Annotated in this window: 21 protein-coding genes; 9 read left to right on the top strand and 12 right to left on the bottom strand. The window is 68.2% G+C overall.

Annotated features, from left to right (window positions below):
- Nucleotides 1–280: 280 nt before the first annotated feature.
- Nucleotides 281–1,237 carry a DUF3048 domain-containing protein gene (locus ON38_RS33355; RefSeq protein WP_039829342.1) on the bottom strand — a complete coding sequence of 319 codons (957 nt, stop codon included), beginning with the start codon at nt 1,235–1,237 and terminating at the stop codon, nt 281–283.
- Nucleotides 1,238–1,394: 157 nt separating this feature from the next.
- Here ON38_RS33355 and ON38_RS33350 point away from each other — a divergent pair, with 157 nt between their 5' ends.
- Nucleotides 1,395–1,619: a hypothetical protein gene (locus tag ON38_RS33350; RefSeq protein WP_039829340.1), complete on the top strand. Its 225-nt coding sequence runs from the start codon at nt 1,395–1,397 to the stop codon at nt 1,617–1,619.
- 22 nt (nt 1,620–1,641) lie between these two features.
- Here the strand turns inward: ON38_RS33350 and ON38_RS33345 are convergent, their stop codons facing one another.
- Nucleotides 1,642–2,577: a zinc-binding dehydrogenase gene (locus ON38_RS33345; protein ID WP_039829338.1), complete on the bottom strand. Its 936-nt coding sequence runs from the start codon at nt 2,575–2,577 to the stop codon at nt 1,642–1,644.
- Here ON38_RS33345 and ON38_RS33340 point away from each other — a divergent pair.
- From ON38_RS33340 to ON38_RS33330, 3 genes are all read left to right on the top strand, one after another.
- Nucleotides 2,554–3,090 carry an acyl-CoA-like ligand-binding transcription factor gene (locus ON38_RS33340; protein ID WP_218000893.1) on the top strand — a complete coding sequence of 179 codons (537 nt, stop codon included), beginning with the start codon at nt 2,554–2,556 and terminating at the stop codon, nt 3,088–3,090. The genes ON38_RS33345 and ON38_RS33340 overlap by 24 nt on opposite strands.
- A 615-nt stretch (nt 3,091–3,705) precedes the next feature.
- Nucleotides 3,706–4,401 (top strand): YwaF family protein, encoded by a 696-nt coding sequence (locus ON38_RS33335; protein WP_245564517.1) that lies wholly within the window; start codon nt 3,706–3,708, stop codon nt 4,399–4,401.
- A 159-nt stretch (nt 4,402–4,560) separates the two neighbouring features.
- The gene (locus tag ON38_RS33330; RefSeq protein WP_051165602.1) at nt 4,561–4,971 is read left to right on the top strand and encodes a hypothetical protein; all 411 of its coding nucleotides are present in this window, start codon (nt 4,561–4,563) and stop codon (nt 4,969–4,971) included.
- 21 nt (nt 4,972–4,992) lie between these two features.
- On the opposite strand, the gene ON38_RS33325 is transcribed toward ON38_RS33330, so the two are convergent.
- From ON38_RS33325 to ON38_RS33310, 4 genes are read right to left on the bottom strand one after another with little or no spacing between them, the layout of a single operon-like run.
- Nucleotides 4,993–5,619, bottom strand: coding sequence for a HEAT repeat domain-containing protein (locus ON38_RS33325; RefSeq protein WP_039829336.1), 627 nt, complete (start codon nt 5,617–5,619; stop codon nt 4,993–4,995).
- Entirely contained in the window at nt 5,616–6,911 is a 1,296-nt protein-coding gene (locus tag ON38_RS33320; RefSeq protein WP_083873317.1) for a putative toxin, read from the bottom strand. Before ON38_RS33320 ends, ON38_RS33325 begins: the two co-directional genes overlap by 4 nt.
- A 13-nt stretch (nt 6,912–6,924) precedes the next feature.
- Nucleotides 6,925–7,212 carry a WXG100 family type VII secretion target gene (locus tag ON38_RS33315; protein WP_039829333.1) on the bottom strand — a complete coding sequence of 96 codons (288 nt, stop codon included), beginning with the start codon at nt 7,210–7,212 and terminating at the stop codon, nt 6,925–6,927.
- Nucleotides 7,202–7,534: a WXG100 family type VII secretion target gene (locus ON38_RS33310; RefSeq protein ID WP_039829332.1), complete on the bottom strand. Its 333-nt coding sequence runs from the start codon at nt 7,532–7,534 to the stop codon at nt 7,202–7,204. Before ON38_RS33310 ends, ON38_RS33315 begins: the two co-directional genes overlap by 11 nt.
- A 370-nt stretch (nt 7,535–7,904) precedes the next feature.
- Here ON38_RS33310 and ON38_RS33305 point away from each other — a divergent pair, with 370 nt between their 5' ends.
- The 5 genes from ON38_RS33305 (at nt 7,905) to ON38_RS33285 (ending at nt 12,224) form a co-directional block, all read left to right on the top strand.
- Nucleotides 7,905–8,129: a hypothetical protein gene (locus tag ON38_RS33305; protein ID WP_039829330.1), complete on the top strand. Its 225-nt coding sequence runs from the start codon at nt 7,905–7,907 to the stop codon at nt 8,127–8,129.
- Nucleotides 8,122–9,513 carry a cytochrome P450 gene (locus ON38_RS33300; protein ID WP_051165601.1) on the top strand — a complete coding sequence of 464 codons (1,392 nt, stop codon included), beginning with the start codon at nt 8,122–8,124 and terminating at the stop codon, nt 9,511–9,513. Before ON38_RS33305 ends, ON38_RS33300 begins: the two co-directional genes overlap by 8 nt.
- A complete protein-coding gene (locus ON38_RS33295; RefSeq protein ID WP_039829446.1) occupies nt 9,510–10,550 on the top strand; it encodes a terpene synthase family protein in 1,041 nt (346 codons plus the stop codon). The genes ON38_RS33300 and ON38_RS33295 overlap by 4 nt, the downstream gene beginning before the upstream one ends.
- A 238-nt stretch (nt 10,551–10,788) precedes the next feature.
- The gene (locus tag ON38_RS33290) at nt 10,789–11,394 is read left to right on the top strand and encodes an ABC transporter ATP-binding protein (protein ID WP_039829329.1); all 606 of its coding nucleotides are present in this window, start codon (nt 10,789–10,791) and stop codon (nt 11,392–11,394) included.
- Complete coding sequence (locus ON38_RS33285) at nt 11,391–12,224, top strand: hypothetical protein (protein ID WP_039829328.1); 834 nt, start codon at nt 11,391–11,393, stop codon at nt 12,222–12,224. Before ON38_RS33290 ends, ON38_RS33285 begins: the two co-directional genes overlap by 4 nt.
- A 70-nt stretch (nt 12,225–12,294) precedes the next feature.
- Here ON38_RS33285 and ON38_RS33280 read toward each other — a convergent pair whose 3' ends face one another.
- From ON38_RS33280 to rhaI, 6 genes are all read right to left on the bottom strand, one after another.
- The gene (locus ON38_RS33280; RefSeq protein ID WP_218000892.1) at nt 12,295–14,313 is read right to left on the bottom strand and encodes a polyprenyl synthetase family protein; all 2,019 of its coding nucleotides are present in this window, start codon (nt 14,311–14,313) and stop codon (nt 12,295–12,297) included.
- 169 nt (nt 14,314–14,482) lie between these two features.
- Nucleotides 14,483–15,472 (bottom strand): LacI family DNA-binding transcriptional regulator, encoded by a 990-nt coding sequence (locus ON38_RS33275; RefSeq protein WP_039829443.1) that lies wholly within the window; start codon nt 15,470–15,472, stop codon nt 14,483–14,485.
- Nucleotides 15,473–15,527: 55 nt separating this feature from the next.
- Entirely contained in the window at nt 15,528–16,775 is a 1,248-nt protein-coding gene (locus tag ON38_RS33270; RefSeq protein WP_174372480.1) for an alpha-hydroxy acid oxidase, read from the bottom strand.
- Nucleotides 16,775–18,226, bottom strand: coding sequence for a rhamnulokinase (locus tag ON38_RS33265; protein ID WP_039829327.1), 1,452 nt, complete (start codon nt 18,224–18,226; stop codon nt 16,775–16,777). The genes ON38_RS33270 and ON38_RS33265 overlap by 1 nt, the downstream gene beginning before the upstream one ends.
- Nucleotides 18,223–20,259, bottom strand: coding sequence for a bifunctional rhamnulose-1-phosphate aldolase/short-chain dehydrogenase (locus ON38_RS33260; RefSeq protein WP_039829326.1), 2,037 nt, complete (start codon nt 20,257–20,259; stop codon nt 18,223–18,225). The genes ON38_RS33265 and ON38_RS33260 overlap by 4 nt, the downstream gene beginning before the upstream one ends.
- 34 nt (nt 20,260–20,293) lie before the next feature.
- Nucleotides 20,294–21,475 carry an L-rhamnose isomerase gene (gene rhaI, locus ON38_RS33255; protein WP_051165624.1) on the bottom strand — a complete coding sequence of 394 codons (1,182 nt, stop codon included), beginning with the start codon at nt 21,473–21,475 and terminating at the stop codon, nt 20,294–20,296.

Genomic DNA, 21,475 nt, shown 5'->3' with positions numbered 1-21,475 from the left:
GAGTGATTTATCTCCGACGTCTCCGGTTTCGAAGCGTCCCCACGGCGCCGGGGCTCATACGCGAGGCTACGGCCATCGAACCCCGCCGTCCTCGTTGCCGGCGGGTGGTCGAACCCGGACCGGATCACAGCGAGCAACAGCCACGCCCCATGGTCTGAATACCTCGATGGTCGGGATCCACAGATCGGCGCCGCGACCACTCGCGGATCAACTCCTACCGGGCCACGCCGGCCCTGCCCGGGCATGAATCGCCGCGACACCGTAGCGGTCCGAACTCGCCTCACGCACCCGGTGACCAGAGCTGTGCCGGAATCAGGACTGTCCAGACCTGTCCCGGCGCGAAGGGGATGGCTGTGCCGGTGGGGGTTGTATAGGTTGTGCCTGTCTGTGGGGAGGGCCGGGACCACTCGGCCGGGAACGCTCGACCGTCGCGAAGTACGAGTGCCCGACCGCTACCGGTCGTCTGGGCCAGGGGCGAGACGCTGCCCGCGATATCGCTGATGGCCGAGTCCTGCACCTGCACACTCTGCAGCACGACCGTACTCGCCATGAGCTGTCCGGTATCGGCAGCGGTGAAGGCGGCACCGTCCATGGACACCAGCCACCGCTGTTGTCCGGGTGACCAGTCGAAACCGATCACCGTGCCCGGATACCGCGCTTCCTGATGTTGCGTGGGCCGGCCACCGGCAGGTGCAGGGCCGAAGTGCAGTTGCGAAGCCGGCGGCCAGCCGCCGCCCACGGGCAACTGGTCCGGGCGGACGAACAGATTGTGCGGAGCCTCGCGACTGTAGTCGCGGTAGTACGCCCCGGGTTGCCGATCGGCCGAGGCGTTCTGCAATGACGAGCGATCGACGGAGGCAACCAGCTCGGGCGCAGCACCAGAGGACGCCAACGTCGGGTTGCCGAACTGGTCCAGTAGCGTCAGATCCGTTTCCCGCGCACTTCGGACAGGCCCGATCACCGGGGGTTTGTCGGTCGAGAACACCGCGGCCAACCGGCTCAAACCACCCTCGACCGGCTCGACGTAGACCAAATCGGCGGCACCCAGCCCTACCGGTGGTCGTGCCTGCGGACTGTTGTCTATCTTCGCGGCCAGCACGGAAACCCCTACCCGGGAGGATGTGTCCGGGCCGGGTGGAGCGCGCTCGGGCCGGGTGCCGCTACTGCACGCGAACACCGCGCACATCCCCAGTGTTGTCAGGAACGCGGCAATCCACACCCACCATCGCTGCTGCATAGGGTCAACCCTCGTAACGCCCCTGATCCTACGCCGCACTCGACCATGCAGGACTGATCGAGTGCGGCCGCTGGAGGCTTACGCCCCCGGCGGACACTCGCGGAAGCAGCCCGGCATGGATCACGTCGAACCGTTGTCCAGGTCCGGGTAGGCGATAGTGGCGCTCGGCGAGGACCGAGACGCGTCCGCCGCCGACACCGACACCGCCTGGGCCATCGCCAAGGGGACCACGCCGATCATCGGTGTCACGAAGGCGGGTTACATCGACGGGTTGGTCCGAGCTCACGGCCTCGAGCTCGCCGACGAGGAGATCGCGGAGCGGGAGGTGCTGTCGGACGCCGCGGACGTCGACACGCGCGGCAGCCGGGAGCACGACATGTAGATCGGCTTCCGGAAAGGCGGGCTCAGTCGATGTTCAGTACCGCCTTTCCGTGCAGGCGGCGGCCGAGCAGGGCCTGGGCAGCCTCGTCGTAGCGGGTCCACGGGCCCCGCCGGCTGATTCCGGGGTCGAGGCGACCGGCGGTCACCTCGGTGGCCAGCCAGGTCAGATCTTCGGAGAAGTCGGTGGTGGGGTCGGCGATCAGGAAGAATGTGCGGATCGACCGGTCGTGCCGCCCCTGGGTCGCCAGCAAGGCATCGGGCGGGAAGACGGCGTCGGCCTCGGATGACCGGCCCACATTCACCAGCACGCCACCGGCCTGCACAGCGGCGAAGGCGGCCACCAGCTGCCCGCCGCCGACGTTGTCCAGTACCGCGAATACGGGGCGGTCCACCTCGGCCGGGTCGGAGTACACCTCGTGCGCGCCCAACGCCCGCAGGCCGTCCTCCTGGGTGGGACTCCCGCTGATCGCCACGACCTCCGCGCCCGCGCGGGCGGCGAGCTGCACCGCGAAGCGACCGACACCACCGGAAGCGCCGGTGATCATCACCCGCCGACCGAGGAGCTGCCCCATGCGGCGCAACACATGTACTGCGGTCAGGGCGGCGACCGGAATCGTGCTGACCGCACCGAGGTCGGCGCCATCCGGCACGACACCGAGCATACGGGCCGGAACAGCACGCAGCTCGGCCCAGCCACCGCCCTCACCCAGAGTGACCACCGGCGTTCCCGCGGCCGGGCCCGATCCGTCCGCCGCGGGCCGGACCACCACGCCGGCCGCGTCCCACCCGATTACGGTGCCCTCCGGCGTATTCGGATCGGTGGCGCCCTTGACCTCGCCGGCATTGAGCGAAACCGCTTCGACTCGGACCAGCGCCTCGCCGGGTGCCGGTACCGGATCGGCCACCTCCGCGAGTGAGAGGTGGGCCGGCGCGGTGTGGTCGACAACGAGTGCACGCACAGTCGGATCTCCTTCGATTTCGATACGACACCGCTCGACGCGCTGCTCGATGCGGTGGAAGTGTCGAGACGGACCTTCTTCCGCAACTTCCGTTCGAAGGAAGACGTCGCGCTCACCGCCGTCAAACAGCTCTGGAGCACATACCTCGATGTGCTGGACGAGGCCGAGAAGTCCGGGCCGCTGGTCGAGGTCTTCCGGGACACGATATTGGCCACCCTCGATCGCATGGACGACGACTGGTACCGGCGCTTCCCGGCCACGCTCAGGCTGATCGAGCAGTCGCCCTCGCTCGACGGGCATTCCCTACGGCATTGCGCAGAGATCCAGGAGGAGATCGCGCACCGGCTCGGCGATCCGCGCCGCCTCGAACTGCGACTGCTCATCGAGTTCTGCGTGGCCACCTGGCGCTGCGCACTCGACGATTGGCTCCCCGCCTGCGCCCCGGGCGAGTTGCCCCACTGCGTGCGGCGTGCGTTCGCCACCATGGACGACGGCATGCGCCTGGAGGCGTAGGCCTCACCGCACACCGCAGCGCGTCGAGGATCGTCGGCTCGAATCCCCACCTTTCCGGCGCTCGCTTCACGATGCGCCGGTGACGATAAAGGCCCTACGCACGGCACGGCCGCCGCCACTCCCCTACCGCGCGGCGCGTCGGAGAACTCGGCCGGTCCGGACCCGCGGCGCAAGGGCGGGGAATGCGAATTCTCCCCGGCGGCTCCGCGAGGCCGGGTGGCAGTGGAGATCCGCGGAGGGCCGGCCGTAGCGATGGACGCGGGCGGCCCCGGCGATCGAGTCGCCGGGGCCGCGTTCATGCTTCGACGGCTACTCCGTCGAGGCTCACCAGCCGGAGCCGGAACCACCCGATCCGGTGTTGGCCAGAATGGTGCCGATAACCATCTGCAAGATCCCGGCGACAGAGCCCAAAAATTCCACGGTATTCCTCCGACTTCCTATCCGATTGTCCGGCGCACGAGGAATCTAGCCCGGAAAATTGCGAAATGTTGTTATTTCATCGAAATGGCAGGTCGCCGGCCTGGCCACGGACTACGTGAACCGGGCGACGGGCTGACACACCGTGCGCCTTCCGGGTGCGCGGACCCGTTGCGCGCTCACGCTAGGTTGGTCGGCGTGGGGCAACCACTGGCCGGCGAATTCTCGGCGTACGGAGTGTCGCACCGGGTTGTGCTGGCGGTGTTCGCGGTGGGAGCGGTCGCGGTCATCGCGATCGGCCGGCGGGAGCGGAGCGGGGACGGCTCCGGCCACTTCGGCCCGGTGTTCGGCTGGGTGACGCTGGGGCTGTATCTGGTGATCTATTCGGCCATGATGTTCCCGCCCGCGATCGATCGTTCGGTGCCGCTACGGTTGACCGATCTGGCGACCCTCGCCGCCGGGTGCGCACTCGTGACGCGGCGACGGTGGGCGTACGCGCTGACCTATTACTGGTGTCTCACCCTGAGCACACAGGCGCTCATATCGCCTGCCTTGGAGGCCGAGGACTTCCCGGGTCCGGAGTTCCTGGCGTTCTGGGCGATCCACCTGCTGGTCGTGTGGGCCGCGATCTACCTGACCTGGGGTGTGGGTATGCGGCCGGATTGGGGCAGCTACCGGTTTGCGGTGACGGCGACAGTGGTGTGGGTCGCGGTGACCTTCGTCTTCAATTCGGTGGCCGGCACCAACTACGGGTTCGTCAACCGGAAACCCGCGACACCGTCGCTGCTCGACGTTCTGGGACCGTGGCCGTGGTACCTGGGCACGGTGGCCGCGCTGCTGCTCGCGGTGTGGGCGTTGATGACCTGGCCCTGGGTTCGGAACCGGCGGCAGTAGTTCGCTCTCTCGGGCACAGGGCAGCTCAGCGTATCCCGGGGCAGGCAGCGCCGCCGGTCCAAGCGACAGGAACGGTGGACCGGGGCGGTGAGCCGGCACCGACGTCGGGGTACTGCCGTAGCATGACCCGGGGCCGGCACGTTATGGGAGGGAACGCGTATGTCCTGGCGGGACACCACATCGGAGGCGGCGCAGGCAGATCTGGACGGGTTGCTCGACTCGGTCATCGTTCTGGCCGAGACGAAGCTGGCGGAGCGCGGTGAGTTCTATCCCTTCGCCATGGCAGTCGGCCTCGATGGGGGGACCCGGCTGGTCGAGGCAGGAGCGGGGACCGCGCGGCAGGCCAGGGAGATGAACCTGCGGGCATTGCGCGGGATGCGCAGCGAGATCCGGGCGGCGGCGCTGGTGGTGGATGTGACACTGCCGGAGACGAGTTCGAGCGGGATAGAGGTCCATCTGGAGCACGTGGACGGTCCCGCGATCGGCATCCTCGAGCCCTACACGATTACCGGCGGTGAAGTGGCCGCCGCGCCGTTGGAAGGATTCACCGCACAACGCGCGGTGTGGTGAGCCCTGCCGACACCCGGAGATTCAGCTTTCGTCGTAGCGGGCGATTCGTTCGGCGAGACGCCGATGCCATTTGTTCTTCGATGTCAGGAAGGGTTCGATCTGCCGGCGGACGCCTTGCGCGCGTAGCCGGGCCAATGCTTCCAGGGCGTGGCCTTGGACGGTGTCGTCGTCGAGTTGAGCCACCGCGACCGCCACAGCTCCGGGGTGCCGGCTCTTGCCGAGCCAGTCGACGACCATCTGCCGTTCCATCCCGAAGGAACGGTTCGCGGCGATGGCCGCGAGCTGATCGAAGTACTGTGCGCCGGCCGGGATGGAATAGATCGCATTGCCCGCCGCCCACCGGGTATGCGGATTGATCTCCTTCTTCGCGTCGAACTGGGAGATGAGCGCCGGCACCGCGGCGTCGGATTTGCGAGCTGCTTTGTTGCCGAGGGTGTTCGACAGGGTCTTTCGCGCCAGGTTGCGTCCCTCGGTTTCGGGTCCCGGCCAGCGTGTTTCGAGTTCGGTCAGCCATTCGGCGAGCACGGTGACGACGGTGGGTGAGTCGGTGCCGCGTTCGAATATCTCGGGGATGGTGGAGCCGTATCCCCCGGCCGCGCGGTAGTCGGCGAGCAGGCGGGTCGCGGCGGCGTCGTCGGTGGGGGTCAACTCTGGAAGTCCATTCTGACGTGTTTGATCTTGCCTTGGTTGATCAGGTTCTGCAGGTCAGGGGACAGGGTAGTGGCGTTGTCGGTGATGAGCACGAACTCGTAGCCGTTGGCCTGGCAATAGGCCAGGTCGTCCTGGATCTGCAGAGTCAGGGCCTGGTTCTGCACGTTCTTGACCTCGGTCAACCGTTTGTTGGTGGCGTCGAGGTCGTCCGGTACGCGATTCTTCGCCGTGCCCGAGGCCGAAGGAATCGATTCCTTCTTCTTCGTGGGGTCGATCCCGGCGCGCGCTTCGGCTTTGGCGCCCTCCAGCTTGTTGCGGCGCGCCTGGTCGGCGCGGGTGCGTTCCGGTGGCCGCTTCAACTGTTTGTCCAGGACCGGCTGGAATTTCGTCGTCATCACCGAGGTCACCGTGTTCGAGACCGCGGTGAAGGTCATCACCGAAACCCGGCGGGCGTCGGCCAGACCGTTGAGCATCTCCTGGATCTTGCGGCGACTGTGATCGAGTTCCAGCTCGGCAGCCTCCAGAATCGCCTTCTGGATCGGCCGGCCGATCGTGGCGGCGTTCACCGTATTGATCGCCTGCGCCACCACCTGCAACTGGAGTTCGTACTCCGCACCCTCCTGGGCGGCTTTGAGGACCTCGGCGTAGCCACCGGTGGCGCCGGCCTGCTGCCGCATCGCATCCCCCAAGATCTCGACCCCGTCCAGTACGGAGGTGTGGGTGTTCTGCAGGTCGGGTAACTCCGGGGTCGACGATCCGCTGAGGTTGCGCATCTTGGTACGCAGGTCGGTGTCCTGGGTGCTGTAGATACCGGCGGCGGTCTGCCAGCTCGTCGCCGCCTTCTGCATCAGCTCGGTATTGCCGTTGATCCATTTCGTGGACCCCATCAGTACCGCCCACCCGGCCGGCTCGGGCCGGGTCCCCTCGGCCGGGTTCTTCAGCGGCCGGGCAGTGAAGGTCACCGCGCCCGGGTCCGAGGCCGGTAGCGGGCCGCCGGGGGTGTTGTAGGCTTCCGCGTCCTCGGACTGGTCGTGATTGACCCCGGTCTGCCGCACCAGGGCCGCCATTCGCGCCAGCACATCGGTCGCTTTGCCGGCGGTGACCACAGCTTCGACGCCTGCCACGAAGTAGCCGCGCGCCCACAGCACTCCATCGTCGTCGCTGCCGCTCATCTTCACCGCGCCGCGCAGTTCCTGATCCAGCGTGCGCAACGCCGCCGAGGTCGCGCGGCTGGCCCGGCTGTACTGCCCGGACAGGTCGTAGAACAGCTCCGGGTCCACATCCAGCATCGTCACGAGATTTTCAGCTCCGCCACATCGCCACGTTCGCCTCGATCGCGGCGGTGTAATTCGTGTGCGCCGCCTCCGCCGCACGCCGCATATCCCCCACACCATCACGGATATCGGCGGCCGCGGCCATCAACCGTCGACGCGCATCCGCCTGCGCGACCGCCGCGTCGCCCTCCCAACCCTGCTGCAGCGTCCCGATCGCGGTATCGAAAGCGCGGATCTGATCCTCGAAAAATCCCTCGAAGTTCCGCATTCGCGCGATCACCGAGTCCAGCAACTCCAGGTCCACGCTATGAGACATCGGGCAAATACAATGACGAAGCAACGGATTCGATCGCGGCGGCGTTGGCGCCCTCTTGCTCGAGGTAGGCCTCGGAGTTGTCATCGAGCGCGACCGTCGTGTCACGCATCGCGTCGAGAAGCTCCGACAGCCCCTGTCGCACCTCGGCGAACCCCGCGGCGAAACTATCGCCCTGCACGCCTTTCCACGACCCGATCAGCGTGGAGACGTCGGCATCCAGCGATCCGAATCCACCGGCCAATCCATCCAGCAGAGTCCGGACCGCGGTGGCAGCGGCCGCCAACTCCGCCGGAGTCGCTTGGATCGCTGCTTCATCCGGCATCCGAACTCCCTCGCCCAAACCGCCACAATCGACGAATACGGTTGCGGTCGAGCGTATTCCCCGATATCCGTGACGGTCAACATTACGCGGACGGTAGCGGCCCGAGCGCTGCGGGACGGCATCGGTTCAACCGCCCCGGCGTGGCCGTATCGGCGGGTTCGGGGTCCGGGACGGCTTGCGCGGAGGCTTCACCGTATACGGGCAGAGGTGGGCGGGCGGGGGCGCGCGATGCCCGTCGCGGCCTGCTCGGCAACCGTGGCCGGCAACGAGCTGCCGATGTGTCCGATCTACCTATCCGGTGATTCTCGATTCGTCGGTCGAGGCAGGAGCTTCTCCGAGCCGACCGGCACGAAGAGAAACGGTATCTGCGATGACGGAAGTACTGCCCCTTGCCTACGGGTACCTGCGCGACGATCTGCTCAGCGCACGCGGCTCGGCGAAAGGCATGCTGCGAGCTGCCGCGAACACGGTGATCACTCCGCACGGCCGGCCGGCCGAAACGGTACCCGGAACCCTCCTGCACGGCTTCGGTAACGCATGGCGAATCGGTCGTGCACGGGGCCGGTTCCCGATGCCGGCGGCGTGCAATGGCTGAGTCCCGGGTCCCACCGGCTTCTGGCGCGGTCTGGCCGGTCGGCCATATTGTGACGTTGCTGAGAGATCCGCTGGCATTTCTGTCGTCGCTGGCGCGTGACGGCAGTGAACTCGTGCGAATACGGATCGGTCCCGGGTCCGCTGTCGTGGTGTGCGACCCGGACCTCACCGACCGCGTCCTTCGTGATGATCGAACTTTCGACAAGGGCGGGCCGCTGTTCGATACAGCCCGGAAAGTGGTGGGTGAGAACGTGATCACCTGTCCGCACCCGATGCATCGTCGGCAGCGATCGTTGATCCGGCCGACATTCGGCCGGGCACGACTGGCGAACTACGGCCGGGCGATGACCGCCGAGGCCGATGCCATGACCGCCGCCTGGAACGACGGTGAAGTCGTGGATATGCGGGCCGCGGCCTTACGCCTGACCACACAGACTGTGATGGCGACAATGTTTTCCGGCGCACTGACACCGCACGTCCGCGATCGAGCGTTGGCCGATGTCACCGATATCGTCAACGGGTTGTACCGGCAGATGCTGGCGCCGCCGCTGCTGAATCGGATACCGACGCCGGGCAATCGCCGGTACGGGCGAGCGCACGCACGGCTTCGCGAGTTGATGGCGCGTATTGTCGCCGAGCGGCGGATCGACGGCACCGACCATGGGGATCTGGTTTCGGCGATGCTCGCGGCCCGGCTCCCCACCGAATCAGCCGCATCCGACGATATCGGCGGCGGTATGACCGACCGCCAGATCTGCGATCAGCTCATGGCTTTCTTCATCGCCGGATCGGAGACCACCGCGAGCGCGCTCGCGTGGGCGTTGCATCTGCTCGTGGCCCATCCCGAGATCGAGGAACGGCTGCATCAGGAGACGGCCCGAGTCCTCGACGGAGCTCCGGCCCGCTATCGAGACCTGCCCGACCTGCCGCTGACGGGACATATCATCACCGAAGCACTACGGCTCTACCCACCCGGCTGGCTGTTCACCAGAACAGTCACCACCGATACTCGACTGGGCGGTTACGACCTTCCAGCCGGAACCTCTGTGGTGTACAGCCCCTACCTTCTGCACCGTCGCAGTGATCTCTATCCGAACCCGGATCGCTTCGACCCCGACCGATGGGACACCCCGCGACCGTCGATTCGGCGGCACGCCTTCGTGGCCTTCGGCGCCGGCCCGCGGCGATGCCCGGGCGAGGCCTTCGCTGTCACAGAACTGACCCTTGCCCTGGCCACGATCACCGGCCGGTGGCGGATTCGCCATCGAGTCGGCACCCGCACCCGCCCCGCGGTGGCAATGGCACTGCACCCCCGCGAGCTGCGGATCCGCGTCGATTCCGCCAAGTGTGGCGGTATTCCGCCGGCGACGGAGGGCCACCGATGACGATTATCGAACAGCCTGCTCTGCCGGGGATCTTCTGCCCTATCGAATCCGATATCCATCCCGCGGTCGAGACGATCGAGAACCGGTCGATCGAGTGGTTGCGGGCCGTCGACTTCTTCGGTGACCGACACCGGGGACGCACACTGATCGCGACCAAGTCGGCCGAGTTCATGGCGAGGATGGCACCGCACGGCCGCGCGGATCGATTGCAGATCGCAGCGGATTGGGCCTACTGGGGATTCGCGTTCGACGATCGCTTCGACCGAGGCTCCCTGTCGAAGGACCTCGCTGGGTTCGTGTCCTATGCCACCGGGATCGTACGGGTGCTGGAAGCGCCGGGATCGGCGTTACTGGAGACCGATCCGCTGGTGAGCGGCCTGGTCGATATCTCGGCACGGTTCGCCGAATGTGTGACACCGGTCCGGCATCGTCGATGGGTTCAGGCCCACCGTGCCTGGCTGTTCGGGGTCTGCGCCGAGATGGGTACGACCACGGCACCGAGCGTGGACGAGTACCTCGCCATCCGGATCAACAACGCGGCGGGCGAGGTCGTCACCGTCAGTACGGAACTGGTGAACGAATACGAACCTCCGGAGGCGGAGTTGGAGCTGCCCCGGGTGCGGGCACTCACCGAGATGGCACGTGTGCTCGCGGCCCTGGACAACGACTTGCACTCCCATCCCAAGACAGTGGCGTCGAACGAGACCAACCAGCACAATCTGCTGACGGTGATGGCAGCGCGCCATGCCTGCGGGCCGGACGAGGCGATCGCACGAGCGGTGCGGTTGCGTGACCGGATCATGTGCCGGTTCCTCGTCGCAGGCGCACAGACCCGGGGGCTGAGCACAGACACCCGCCGCTATCTCCAGGGCCTGCGGCACGTGGTCCGGGGCAATCTCGATTGGGCACTCGAGGTGGAACGTTACGCAGTCGACGGTCGGACCGTGGCCGACTGCTTCACCATCACCGACTCCCCCACCGATTCCTCACCCTCTCCTCCCGGGATATCGTCCATCGACTGGTGGTGGCGGGTATGACGCGATATCGCCGGCGGCCGCGGGTTTCCTCGAACCCACCACCGCGCCGAATCCGAGAAACCGAGAATGCCGTTATTCGGGCCCGACGAGCGGTCGTGGCGGGAAGCCGCGCCTGCGGCAATCGGTTCCGGTCGCATATGCCTTGCGCCGAGGACGATTTCACCTTCTTCCTGCCGGTTCGTTGATAGCATGCGGGCGGCGAACCGGCCACCATATCGGCGGAAGAAGAGGGGCGTTGATGGAAGTGGAAGGCGTCCACCATTCGTACGGCAGGCGGTCGGTGTTGCGCGGTATCGACATCGTGTTGCCCGCCGGGACGCTGGTCGGAATCGTCGGGGAGAACGGCGTCGGCAAGTCGACATTGTTGAAGGTGCTCTCCGGAGAGTTGCGACCGGACCGCGGGGTGGTCCGGCACCGTGGACGGTTCGGTTACTGCCCCCAGCAGGTGGTTCTGAACGACGCGTTCACAGTTCGCCAGCACCTGGACTTCTTCGCCGCGGCCTACGCCGTCCCGGACCTGCGGCGGGCCGAGCAGACCATGGAGATCCTGCGTTTCTCCGAGTATGCCGGGGAGCGAGTCGGCACACTGAGCGGCGGCACCCGGCAGAAGCTCAACCTCACCCTCGCGGTGATGCACGATCCGCAGGTCCTGTTGCTCGACGAGCCGTATCAGGGTTTCGACTGGGAGACGTATCTGCGTTTCTGGGATCTGGTCGCGGAATTCCGGGACACCGGCCGATCGGTCCTGGTCGTCTCGCATCTGGCTCACGACACCGACAAGCTGGATCAGGTGTGGCGGTTGCACGAGGGCGTTCTCCGGAGCACCCAGGAGACAGCCGGATGAGCGAGGGTGTGCGGCTGTTCCTGATCGCCACGCGCTACGGCCTCGTCGAGCACGCGCGTAACCGGTTCGCCATGGTGTTGGTGGCCGTCTTCGTTCCCGTTCTGATCACTCTGGTACGGGTGGCCGTCACCGATATCGAGGTACCGTTCCGGCTGCGGGGCACCGGTCTCGTGCTGCGCGCCGATGGCAATGAGCTCGCCCAGATCAGCGGCGCCCTCACCGCGGTCTCGCTGATCATCGGATTCATGATGTTCGCGGCGACCTTCAGCAGCGGAGCCTTCGACCGGCGGCTGTCGATGGCCGGATTCCCCCGGGTGGCATCGGCTCTCGCGAAAATCGCCTGCCTGGTGGTGGCGTCGCTGGGGGTCTGCGTCTATGCCACCGCGGTCATCTGCTGCTACTGGTCGCCGCAACGGCCGGTTCAGCTCGCCGCGGCGCTGTTCTGCGCGGCGATGACCTACGGGGCGCTGGGTGTCGCTCTCGGCGCGCTGCTGCGCCGTGAAGTGGAGGGTATGTTCGCCATAGCGATGATCAGCTGTTTCGACATGGCTGTACAGAACCCCATTGCCAGCAGCGGCGCGGACAGCGAATTCATACGCTTACTGCCCTCCTACGGTGCGATGCAGGCCTCGACCGCAGCCGGTTTCGCCGACACCACACTCGTCGCGGGCTTCGCCGTGCAACTCGTCTGGTTCACCGCGAGCGCCCTCGCCGGACTGGTCGCTTTCCATCTGCGCACCCGCTCGGCCCTGGGGCCGAGGAGGTGGATCCCCCTCCTCGGATTCCGCGCCGCCGGGCCGGCGAAGTCCGGACAGCCGGCGAAACACTGAACGCACGTCCCGGGCTGTCCGCACCGGCGGACAGCCCGGGACGAAGCCTGTGCAGCGCCGGCCGCGGGAGCTACAGCACGGCAGGAGCGGGTTCGGCGGCCCGGAGGTAGACCTCCCGGCGCAGGCGTTCCAGGTCCGGCGCCGCGGACGCCGCGGAATTCGAGGTCGGCGTGTACCTATCGCTCTCACGTCCCCAGAGCCCCATTCGGGCCATACTTCCGTACATCTCCGCGTATTCCTTCCCCTTGCCCGACAGGCCGGGAAGCACGCGGAAGAGGGTGGGAACGTAGCGGAGCGCCGACTCGAACTGGGCGCGATGCTCGGCGACCTGGCGCCGCACCTGCTCGACGGCTTCGCCGCGGGTGCAGCCCGTCTCGTGCCGGACCGCCCTGACCAGGTTGTAGGGGACCCGGTCGGCCTCGTCCTGGGCCAATCCCACCAGATCGTTCTCCACGAAGGTCACCCAGAAGCCGAGTTCCTCGAGACGGCGGATGACGGGGTGGTTGCGCACTTTTCCGGGCAGTTCCCGGTCGTGGTACATCTCCATGACCGCGATGGCGGTTTCCAGCCCACTGGTCGACATCCGCAGTGGCAGGTAGTCGGCCGTGGCGGGAATATGGCCGTCGATACGATGGTGCGCCTCGCGTTCGGCGGCTTCGAACCACTCCTCGACACCGTCGAGAAACCGCTCCTGCCAGCGGGCGGTGCGGCCCTCGCGCAGGCGCGGCCACAAGCTCGCCCACGCCGTCGGAATCGCGCCCGACCGCCACGGCGCCGCCGGGTCCTGGCGCAGTGTCGCCACCATGCCACGCCGGAGCGCGGTCACATCGTCCGGATCGGTCAGCTTCGGATCCTCGAAGAGGTCGTCCCACATGAGGGCCAGCACGGCCATGCCGTAGGCGGTCTGTTCGCGGTGCGCGTCCGCCGCCGGGGCCAGAATTCGTGCCCGGCTCCGGATCGCTCCGGTCCACCGGTGGTAGTCGGCCTCGGCCGCGGAGGTAGCGAGGCCGGTATCGACCAACCAGCCCGTCAACCATTCCGCGACCCGCGGTGGGAGGTCGTCGACCGGAGCGTCCGGGGTCCGGGTCGGTGGTCGGGAGACCGCGAGGCGAGCGGGACGCCGGTCGAGGATCGACCGGATGTAGGCGGTCATCGCCCGGCGGGCGTCCGTGGCGACGGGCAGGTCGGCGAGCCGACCGGCGGCCTTGTCGACGAATTCCTCTGCCACCGCCCGGGCTTGGTCGACGGCGCCGGAGGCGACGACCAGTTCCCGGGCCCGTGCGGCCTGCTCCCCGGTCATTCTGCCGCGCAGCAGGCGGGCCAGCTCCGGGTCGCGGGCGGCCGCGCGGATCACCGGAAGTGTGTAGATACCCTCGGGCAGGTCAGCGTTGACGGGCTTGCCCATTTCCGCGGCGGTCGAGGTCAGATCGAGGATGTCGTCATAGAGCTGGTAGGCCAGTCCGAAATGCCGGCCGAACAGCGCCAGCGCCTCTTCTTCGTCCGCGGAGCGGCCGGCCTGCATCGCCCCCACCCGGCATGCCAGCGACAGCACCGCCGCCGTCTTACCGTCGATCGTGTCCAGGTAGGACTGTTCGCTGCGGGAGGGCACGTAGAGGTCGGCGGCCTCGATCACCATGCCCGCGCACATCTGCTCGCCCGCGATCGTCGCCGCGAGAACCTCGCGGGAGCCGAGTTCGGCCAGCATGCGCAGGCCCGAGAATGTCACCGCGTCCCCACCCAATACGGCCATATGCGATCCCCACACCGCGTTGGCACTGGGACGACCGCGGCGCTGGTCCGCGTGATCGACGACGTCGTCGTGGTAGAGCGACCCCAGATGCATCATCTCCACGGCGGCCGCGGCCCGCACCGCCCGGTCGGCGGCCGGCGTATCGGGATCGGTGAACAGGTAGTACGACAGCAGGGTCAGAGTCGGGCGGACCAGACGGCGCGAGGTGCCCGGCCCTTCGTCTGTGAGTGCGGTCAGTTCCGGTCTGTTCTCCAACCGAACAGGTCCGAGAAGGTCGCGGACGCGGTTCAGGTCCGCCTCGAGATGTGGGAAGACAGCCGAATCGATTTCACGTGGCACGAGCGCGCTCCTGACTTGGCGGATCGGTCATCTACGAACACCGCCGGTCAGTCTGTCACCACCCGCGCGCAAAGATGTTGGTATCGAACAACTTCGGCGACCGACACGCGGCGGGGGTGCGCGCCGCGCCGAAGAGGCCGAACCGCCGGGCGACCGCCTTCGAGCCGGCTCAGCCGGCGGTGGAGGCGCGCTCGACCAGATATGGGCGGAAACCGACGTGCTCCGGTCGCGTTCCCCCATCCTCGGCGGCGGCGACCAGCAGATCGACGGCGACGGATCCGATATCGGCCCGAGGTTGACGAATGGAGGTGAGCGGGACGACCGCGGACTGGGCGAAATCGATATCGTCGTAACCGACCAGCGCGATATCACCGGGCACCTCGACGCCGTGCAGCGTGAGGGCCTGCAGCACACCGATCGCGAGCAGGTCGTTGACGCAGAACACGGCGTCGGGCCGGTCGCCGGGGGGCCGGGCGGCGATACGCTCGCCGGCGGCGCGACCGGCGAGAACCGTCATGGCCGGGGTGTCGACGACGGTGAGCGTGACACCCGGGTGTTCGGCCGCGGCGCGCCGGGCGCCCGCCCGGCGATCCGCCACCTGCGTCAGCGAGGCCGGACCGCCGATCACGGCAATACGCCGGCGGCCGCCGGCACAGAGGTGCCGCACGGCCAGCTCCCCACCGGCGATATCGTCCACGGCGACCGAGGAGAACGGTGTGCCGTGCCCGTCACGGTCCACCAGCACCACCGGCACCCCGCGGTTGTGCAAGGCGACGAGCCGGTGCTGATCCTCCCCGGACGGTGAGATGAGGAGCCCGAAAACTCGCTGTTCATCGAAGGTTTCGAGGTAGCGGCGTTCGCGGTGCGGGTCGTCGTCGCTGGAGCCGAGCAGCACGACGAGGTCGTGTTCGGCGGCGCGCTGCTGCGCGGCGCGGGCCACATCGGAGAAGAAGGGGTTGCCGATATCGAGCACCACCAGGCCGACGCAGCGGGAGCGACCCGCCTTGAGCTGACGCGCCGCGTCGTTACGGACGAAACCCAGCCGATCGATGGCGGCGAGAACCCGCTCGACGGTGGCGGGTGCGACCTTGTCGGGCGCGTTGAGCACATTGGAGACGGTGCCGACCGATACCGACGCCGCGGCGGCGACCTCCCGCATGCTCACCACCGGCGCCGGCACCTCCTCTGTCCGCGCAGGCATCGCTATAGCCTGCTCACCCTCGATCTTGGCCGGGGACCGGGCGCGGAGCAAGCCTGGTCAGCTGGGTCACATGCTGTGGTGTCAGTTCCTCCAGGCAGGTGACGCCGAGCAACCGCATGGTGCGCTCGATCTGTTCGGTGAGGATCTCCACCGCCCGGTTCACCCCGGCTTCGCCGCCGGCCATCAGGCCGTAGAGGTAGGCGCGGCCGATGAGGGTGAAGCGGGCGCCGAGCGCTATCGCGGCCACGATATCGGCGCCGGACATGATGCCGGTGTCCAGAACGATCTCGGTATCACGCCCGAGTTCCCGGGCGACCTCGGGTAGCAGGTGGAACGGTACAGGTGCCCGGTCCAGCTGGCGGCCGCCGTGGTTGGAGAGCACGAGGCCGTCGACACCGGTGTCCACCACTGCCCGGGCGTCGGCGAGGGTCTGGATGCCCTTGACGACCACCTTGCCGGGCCACTGGTCGCGGATCCAGGCCAGGTCCTCGAAGTTCACCGTCGGGTCGAACATGGAGTCGAGCAGCTCTGCCACAGTGCCCGACCAGCGGTCCAGCGAGGCGAAGGCCAGCGGTTCGGTGGTGAGGAAGTCGATCCACCAGCGCGGCCGGGGCAATGCGTCGAGCACGGTGGCCGGGGTGAGCGCGGGAGGGATCGACATGCCGTTGCGGGTGTCGCGCAGGCAGGCGCCGGCCACAGGGACGTCCACCGTAACCAGCAGGGTGTCGAAGCCTGCGGCGGCGGCGCGCTCGACCAGCGCCATGGAGCGGTCGCGGTCCTTCCACATGTAGAGCTGGAACCAGTTGCGGCCGTGCGGGTTCGCCGCGGCCACATCCTCGATGGAGGCGGTGCCCATGGTGGAGAGCGAGAACGGGATTCCGGCGCGGCCCGCCACCCGGGCGCCCGCGTACTCGCCCTCGGTCTGCATCATCCGGGTGAAGCCGGTGGGGGCGATACCGAACGGCAGCGATACCGGTCCACCGAGGACTTCCCGGCCGGTGCTGACCTTGGCGACGTCGCGCAGGATCGCCGGATGGAATTCGATATCAAGGAACGCCTGCCGCGCGCGGTCCAGGGAGATCTCGCCTTCCGCGGCGCCGTCGGTGTAGTCGAAGGCGGCGCGCGGGGTGCGCCTCTTGGCGATACGGCGGAGGTCCTCGATGGTGAGCGCGGCGTCGAGCCGCCGCTGCACGCCTATGCGCGGCTTTTTGAACTGCATCAGCGGCGCGAGATCACGGGGTTTGGGTAGCTGTCGTTTCATCAGCCTGCTTTCCTGACGGGTTCGGTACGTGGCTCGTAACGCTGCGGCGGGAACGCGGCGATCACCTCGGCGCGCAGCGCGTCCACATCGCCGTGCAGCAGGCCGTGGGTGCGGGCCTGCACCAGGATATTTCCGAGCGAGGTCGCCTCGACGGGGCCGGCCAGTACCGGGACACGGGCGTGCTCGGCCAGCAACCGGCACAGCAGCCGGTTGCGGGCGCCGCCGCCGACCAGGTGGATCGTGCGTACCGGGATGCCGGTCAGCTCCTCGGCGGTCCGCACTCCGGCGGCGAAGGCGGCGGCGAGGCTCTCCACAATGGCACGCACCGTCGAGACGGGGCTGTCCGGCGCCGGCAGTGCCCGGGTCGTGTACCAGTCGGCGATCCGGGCGGGCATATCGCCGGGGGTGAGGAATATCGGGTCGTCCACGTCGAATACGGCCGCCGGAGCGGGGGCATCGGCGGCCGCGGTGAGCAGCCGGGCGAGGTCCACTGTGGTGTCGGTGCGCTGCCAGTGCCGGACCGACTCACTGAGCAGCCACAAACCCATGACATTGCGCAGGTAGCGGGTGCGCCCGTCGAGTCCGGCCTCATTGGTGAAGTTGGCCGCCCGTCCGGCCGCCGAGATCAGCGGCGCGGGCAGTTCCACACCGACCAGCCCCCAGGTGCCGCAGGAGATATAGGCGGCGGCGTCCGGCGCCATCGGTACCGCGGCCACGGCGGACGCCGTGTCGTGCGAGGCGACGGTGCTCAGCGTCAATGCCCGGTCCAGCCCGAAAGCCGCCGCTACTCCGGGTAGTACCGGGCCCAGCGTCGTGCCGGGCTCGACCACGTCCGGGAAGAGGTCCGGCAGCTCCAGCCGGGCCCGTACCTCGTCGTCCCAGCGGCCGTCCAACCCGAGCAGTCCGGTGGTGGAGGCATTGGTGCGTTCGGTGACCCGGGCGCCGGTCAGCCAGTAGCCCAGCAGGTCCGGGATGAGCAGTGCCTGGTCCGCGGACTCGAGTGCGCCCCGGAGTCGATCGGCGGCGAGCTGGTAGATCGTGGTGAAGGGCAGGAACTGCAATCCGTTCCGGCGGTACAGCTCGTCCGGATCCACCACCGCATGCACTGCCGCCACACCGGCGGCCGAACGGGTATCGCGGTAGTGGTGGGGCAGTCCGAGCGGCGCGCCGTGCCGGAGCAGACCGTAATCGATTGCCCACGAGTCGATTCCGGCTCCCAACAGACCCGGCTCCAACCGGGCGGCCTCGGCCAGGCCGCGTCCGATATGCCGGTACAGACCGAGGAGATCCCAGTGCAGCGCCTCTCGCTCGCCGTGCCACAGCGGCAGTGGGTCGTTGGCGAACCGGGCGACCTGCCGCATGGCGATGCGGCCGGGACCGACCCGCGCCAGCATGACCCGGCCGCTGGTGGCACCGAGATCGACGGCGGCGACCGCGCCGGTGGCGCTCATCGCAGGAACGCCGCGGCGACCCCGGCGTCGACCGGTACGTGCAGCCCGGTGGTGTGCGAGAACTCCGGACTGCACAGCGCGAACGCGGCATTGGCGATGTGTTCGGGCAGCACCTCCCGCTTGAGCAGGGTGCGCTGGGCGTAGAAGGCGCCCAGTTCGGACTCTTCCACGCCGTACACGGCGGCGCGCTGCGCGCCCCAGCCGCCGGCGAAGATTCCGGAGCCGCGCACCACGCCGTCGGGGTTGATGCCGTTCACCTTGACGCCGTGCTCGCCGAGTTCTGCGGCCAGCAGCCGCACCTGATGCGCCTGATCGGCCTTGGCGGCGGAATAGGCGATATTGTTCGGCCCGGCGAAGACCGAGTTCTTCGACGAGATGTAGAGGATGTCGCCGCCCATGCGCTGATCGATCAGCGCCCGCGCCGCCGCCTTGGACACCAGGAACGAGCCCTTGGCCATGACGTCGTGCTGCAGGTCCCAGTCCGCCTCGGTGGTCTCCAGCAGCGATTTCGACAGCGAGAGACCGGCGTTGTTGACCACCAGGTCCAAGCCGCCGAACGCGAGTACCGCCGCGTCCACCGCCGCACGCACCTGTGCCTCATCGGTGACATCGGCGCCGATACCGATCGCCACATCGGCCGAACCGATCCCGGCCGCGACCTCGACGGCCTTCGCCGTGTCGCGATCCGCGACCACCACGCAGGCGCCCTCGGCGGCCAGCCGCTGCGCGATGGCCTTACCGATACCGGACGCCGCGCCGGTGACCAGTGCGATCCGGGTGGCGAGCGGCTTGGGCGCCGGTCGCCGTGCCAGCTTGGCTTCCTCGAGTGCCCAGTACTCGATACGGAATTTCTCCGACTCGTCGATCGGCCGGTACCGGGACACCGACTCGGCGCCGCGCATCACATTGATCGCGTTCAGGTAGAACTCACCGGCCACCCGCGCGGTCTGCTTGTCCGCGCCGTAGCTGAACATGCCGACGCCCGGGACGAGCACGATCGCCGGGTCGGCACCGCGCATGGCCGGCGAATCCTGGTCGGCGTGCCGCTCGTAGTAGGCGCGGTACTCCGCCCGGTAGGTCTCGTGCAGTTCGGCGAGCCGCTGCTTGCACTGCTCGATCGAGGCGTCGGCGGGCAGGTCCAGCACCAGCGGCGCCACCTTGGTGCGCAGGAAGTGATCCGGGCAGCTGGTACCCAGTGCGGCCAGTCGCGGATGCTCGGCGCGGGAGAGGAATTCGAGCACCGGCGCGGTATCGGTGAAATGCCCGACCTGGCGGCGGTCGGTGGAGGCCAGCCCGCGCAGGAACGGCGCCAGAGCCGCCGCCTTCGCCCGGCGCCGCGGCTCCGGCAGCGCCTCGTATCCGGGCAGCACCGGCCCGAACGGTTCCGCCTTTCCATTCGCCGCCAGGAAACGCTCGATGGTGTCGATGATCTCCCGCGAATGCGCCTCGGCCTCGTCGGAGGTGTCACCCCATGCGGTGATGCCGTGCCCGCCGAGGATCGTGCCGACGGCCTGCGGGTTGCGCCGGCGGATCTCGGCGATATCGAGGCCGAGCTGGAAACCGGGGCGCCGCCACGGCACCCACACCACCCGGTCGCCGAAGATCTTCTCGGTCAGCTCCGGGCCGTCGACGGCGGTGGCCAGCGCGATCCCGGAGTCGGGGTGCAGATGATCCACATGCGCGGCCTCCACCAGGCCGTGCATGGCGGTGTCGATGGAGGGGGCGGCGCCGCCGCGGCCGTGCAGGGTGTAGTCGAACGCGGCGACCATCTCGTCTTCCCGGTCCACACCCGGGTAGACGCCGGTCAGGGCGCGCAGGCGGTCCAGCCGCAGCACCGCCAAGCCGGCCTCGGTAAGTGTGCCGAGGTCGCCGCCGGAACCTTTGACCCACATCAGCTCGACGGGCTCGCCGGTCACCGGGTCGGTGTCGGTGCCCTTGGCGGAGGTGTTGCCGCCCGCGTAGTTGGTGTTCTTCGGGTCGGCGCCGAGCCGGTTGGACCGGGCGACGAGTTCCGCGACCGTGGGGTGGGTCATGACAGTAATTCCCTCTTTCTGGTGGTCGGTGTGGTCAGGCGCCCCAGGAGGCGGCGGGCCCGGTGCGTTCGGCGGCGAGCCGCTGCTGCTGTCCGGAGCGGGCGTAGGCGGCCATCGGGTCCGCCGGCAGACCCCGCTCGGCGCGCCGCGCCGCCAGTCGCGGCCGGATATCGGTGTAGAAGGCGTCCATGAACACGGCGTTGGCGCCGAGTACATCGCCGGACTCCTGGGCGGCGGTGAGTGCGTCGAGATCGACCAGCGCGGCCCGCGCGGTCATCTCTTCGACATTGAGCACCGAGCGGAGCTGGCCGGGGATCTTGTCCTCGATGTTGTGGCACTGGTCGAGCATCAGCGCCACCCCGTTCTCCGGCGCCAGCCCGCCGCCGCGCAGCACCTCGAACAGGATGCGGAACAACTGGAACGGATCGGCGGCGCCGACGATGAGGTCGTCGTCGGCGTAGAAGCGGGAGTTGAAATCGAACGATCCCAGCTTCCGCAGCCGCAGCAGCTGCGCCACGATGAACTCGATATTGGTGCCCGGCGCGTGATGGCCGGTGTCCAGGCAGACCACCGCCCGCTCCCCCAACGCGCTGACCTGGGCGTAGGCAGTTCCCCAGTCCGGCACATCGGTCATGTACATGGCCGGTTCGAAGAATTTGTACTCGAGCACCAGCCGCTGGTCTTCGCCCACGTGCTGGTAGATGGTGGCCAGCGATTCCGCGAGCCGGTCCTGACGGCCCCGGATATCGCCCTGCCCCGGATAGTTGGTGCCGTCGGCGAGCCAGATCTTCAGATCCCGGGAGCCGGTCTGCTCCATGATCTCCAGGCAGGCCAGGTGATGGTCGATCGCCTTCTGGCGGATTCGCTTGTCGGTGTGGGTCAGACTGCCGAACTTGTAGTCGTCGTCCTGGAAGGTGTTGGAGTTGATCGTGCCCAGCCGCACGCCGAGGTCCGCGGCGTACCGGCCCAGTGCGGCATAGTCGTCGACCGTGTCCCACGGGATGTGCAGTGCCACGGCCGGCGCGAGACCGGTGAGCCGGTGCACGGTGGCCGCGTCGGCGATCTTCTCCTGGACCGTGCGGGCCGTACCCGGCGTGCCGAACACCTTGAATCGGGTACCGGAATTGCCGAAGGCCCAGGACGGCAGTTCGATCGCGAGGGATTCCAGGACGGTGTCGAGGGACACGGGCGATGTTCCTTTCGCAGGGTTCGACAT

The organism is Nocardia testacea NBRC 100365 (genome assembly GCF_000308775.1).
Classification (GTDB): domain Bacteria; phylum Actinomycetota; class Actinomycetes; order Mycobacteriales; family Mycobacteriaceae; genus Nocardia; species Nocardia testacea.
This window is presented reverse-complemented; position numbering and strand designations above follow the sequence as displayed.

Coding starts and splice junctions, on each gene's coding strand:
- ON38_RS33290 (WP_039829329.1), top strand. CDS start 10,789: ATGGAAGTGGAAGGCGTCCACCATTCGTACGGCAGGCGGTCGGTGTTG.
- ON38_RS33320 (WP_083873317.1), bottom strand. CDS start 6,911: ATGCTGGATGTGGACCCGGAGCTGTTCTACGACCTGTCCGGGCAGTAC.
- ON38_RS33270 (WP_174372480.1), bottom strand. CDS start 16,775: ATGAAACGACAGCTACCCAAACCCCGTGATCTCGCGCCGCTGATGCAG.
- ON38_RS33310 (WP_039829332.1), bottom strand. CDS start 7,534: ATGCCGGATGAAGCAGCGATCCAAGCGACTCCGGCGGAGTTGGCGGCC.
- ON38_RS33265 (WP_039829327.1), bottom strand. CDS start 18,226: ATGAGCGCCACCGGCGCGGTCGCCGCCGTCGATCTCGGTGCCACCAGC.
- rhaI (WP_051165624.1), bottom strand. CDS start 21,475: ATGTCGAACCCTGCGAAAGGAACATCGCCCGTGTCCCTCGACACCGTC.
- ON38_RS33275 (WP_039829443.1), bottom strand. CDS start 15,472: ATGCGGGAGGTCGCCGCCGCGGCGTCGGTATCGGTCGGCACCGTCTCC.
- ON38_RS33305 (WP_039829330.1), top strand. CDS start 7,905: ATGACGGAAGTACTGCCCCTTGCCTACGGGTACCTGCGCGACGATCTG.
- ON38_RS33285 (WP_039829328.1), top strand. CDS start 11,391: ATGAGCGAGGGTGTGCGGCTGTTCCTGATCGCCACGCGCTACGGCCTC.
- ON38_RS33260 (WP_039829326.1), bottom strand. CDS start 20,259: ATGACCCACCCCACGGTCGCGGAACTCGTCGCCCGGTCCAACCGGCTC.
- ON38_RS33315 (WP_039829333.1), bottom strand. CDS start 7,212: ATGTCTCATAGCGTGGACCTGGAGTTGCTGGACTCGGTGATCGCGCGA.
- ON38_RS33300 (WP_051165601.1), top strand. CDS start 8,122: ATGGCTGAGTCCCGGGTCCCACCGGCTTCTGGCGCGGTCTGGCCGGTC.
- ON38_RS33330 (WP_051165602.1), top strand. CDS start 4,561: ATGTCCTGGCGGGACACCACATCGGAGGCGGCGCAGGCAGATCTGGAC.
- ON38_RS33295 (WP_039829446.1), top strand. CDS start 9,510: ATGACGATTATCGAACAGCCTGCTCTGCCGGGGATCTTCTGCCCTATC.
- ON38_RS33355 (WP_039829342.1), bottom strand. CDS start 1,237: ATGCAGCAGCGATGGTGGGTGTGGATTGCCGCGTTCCTGACAACACTG.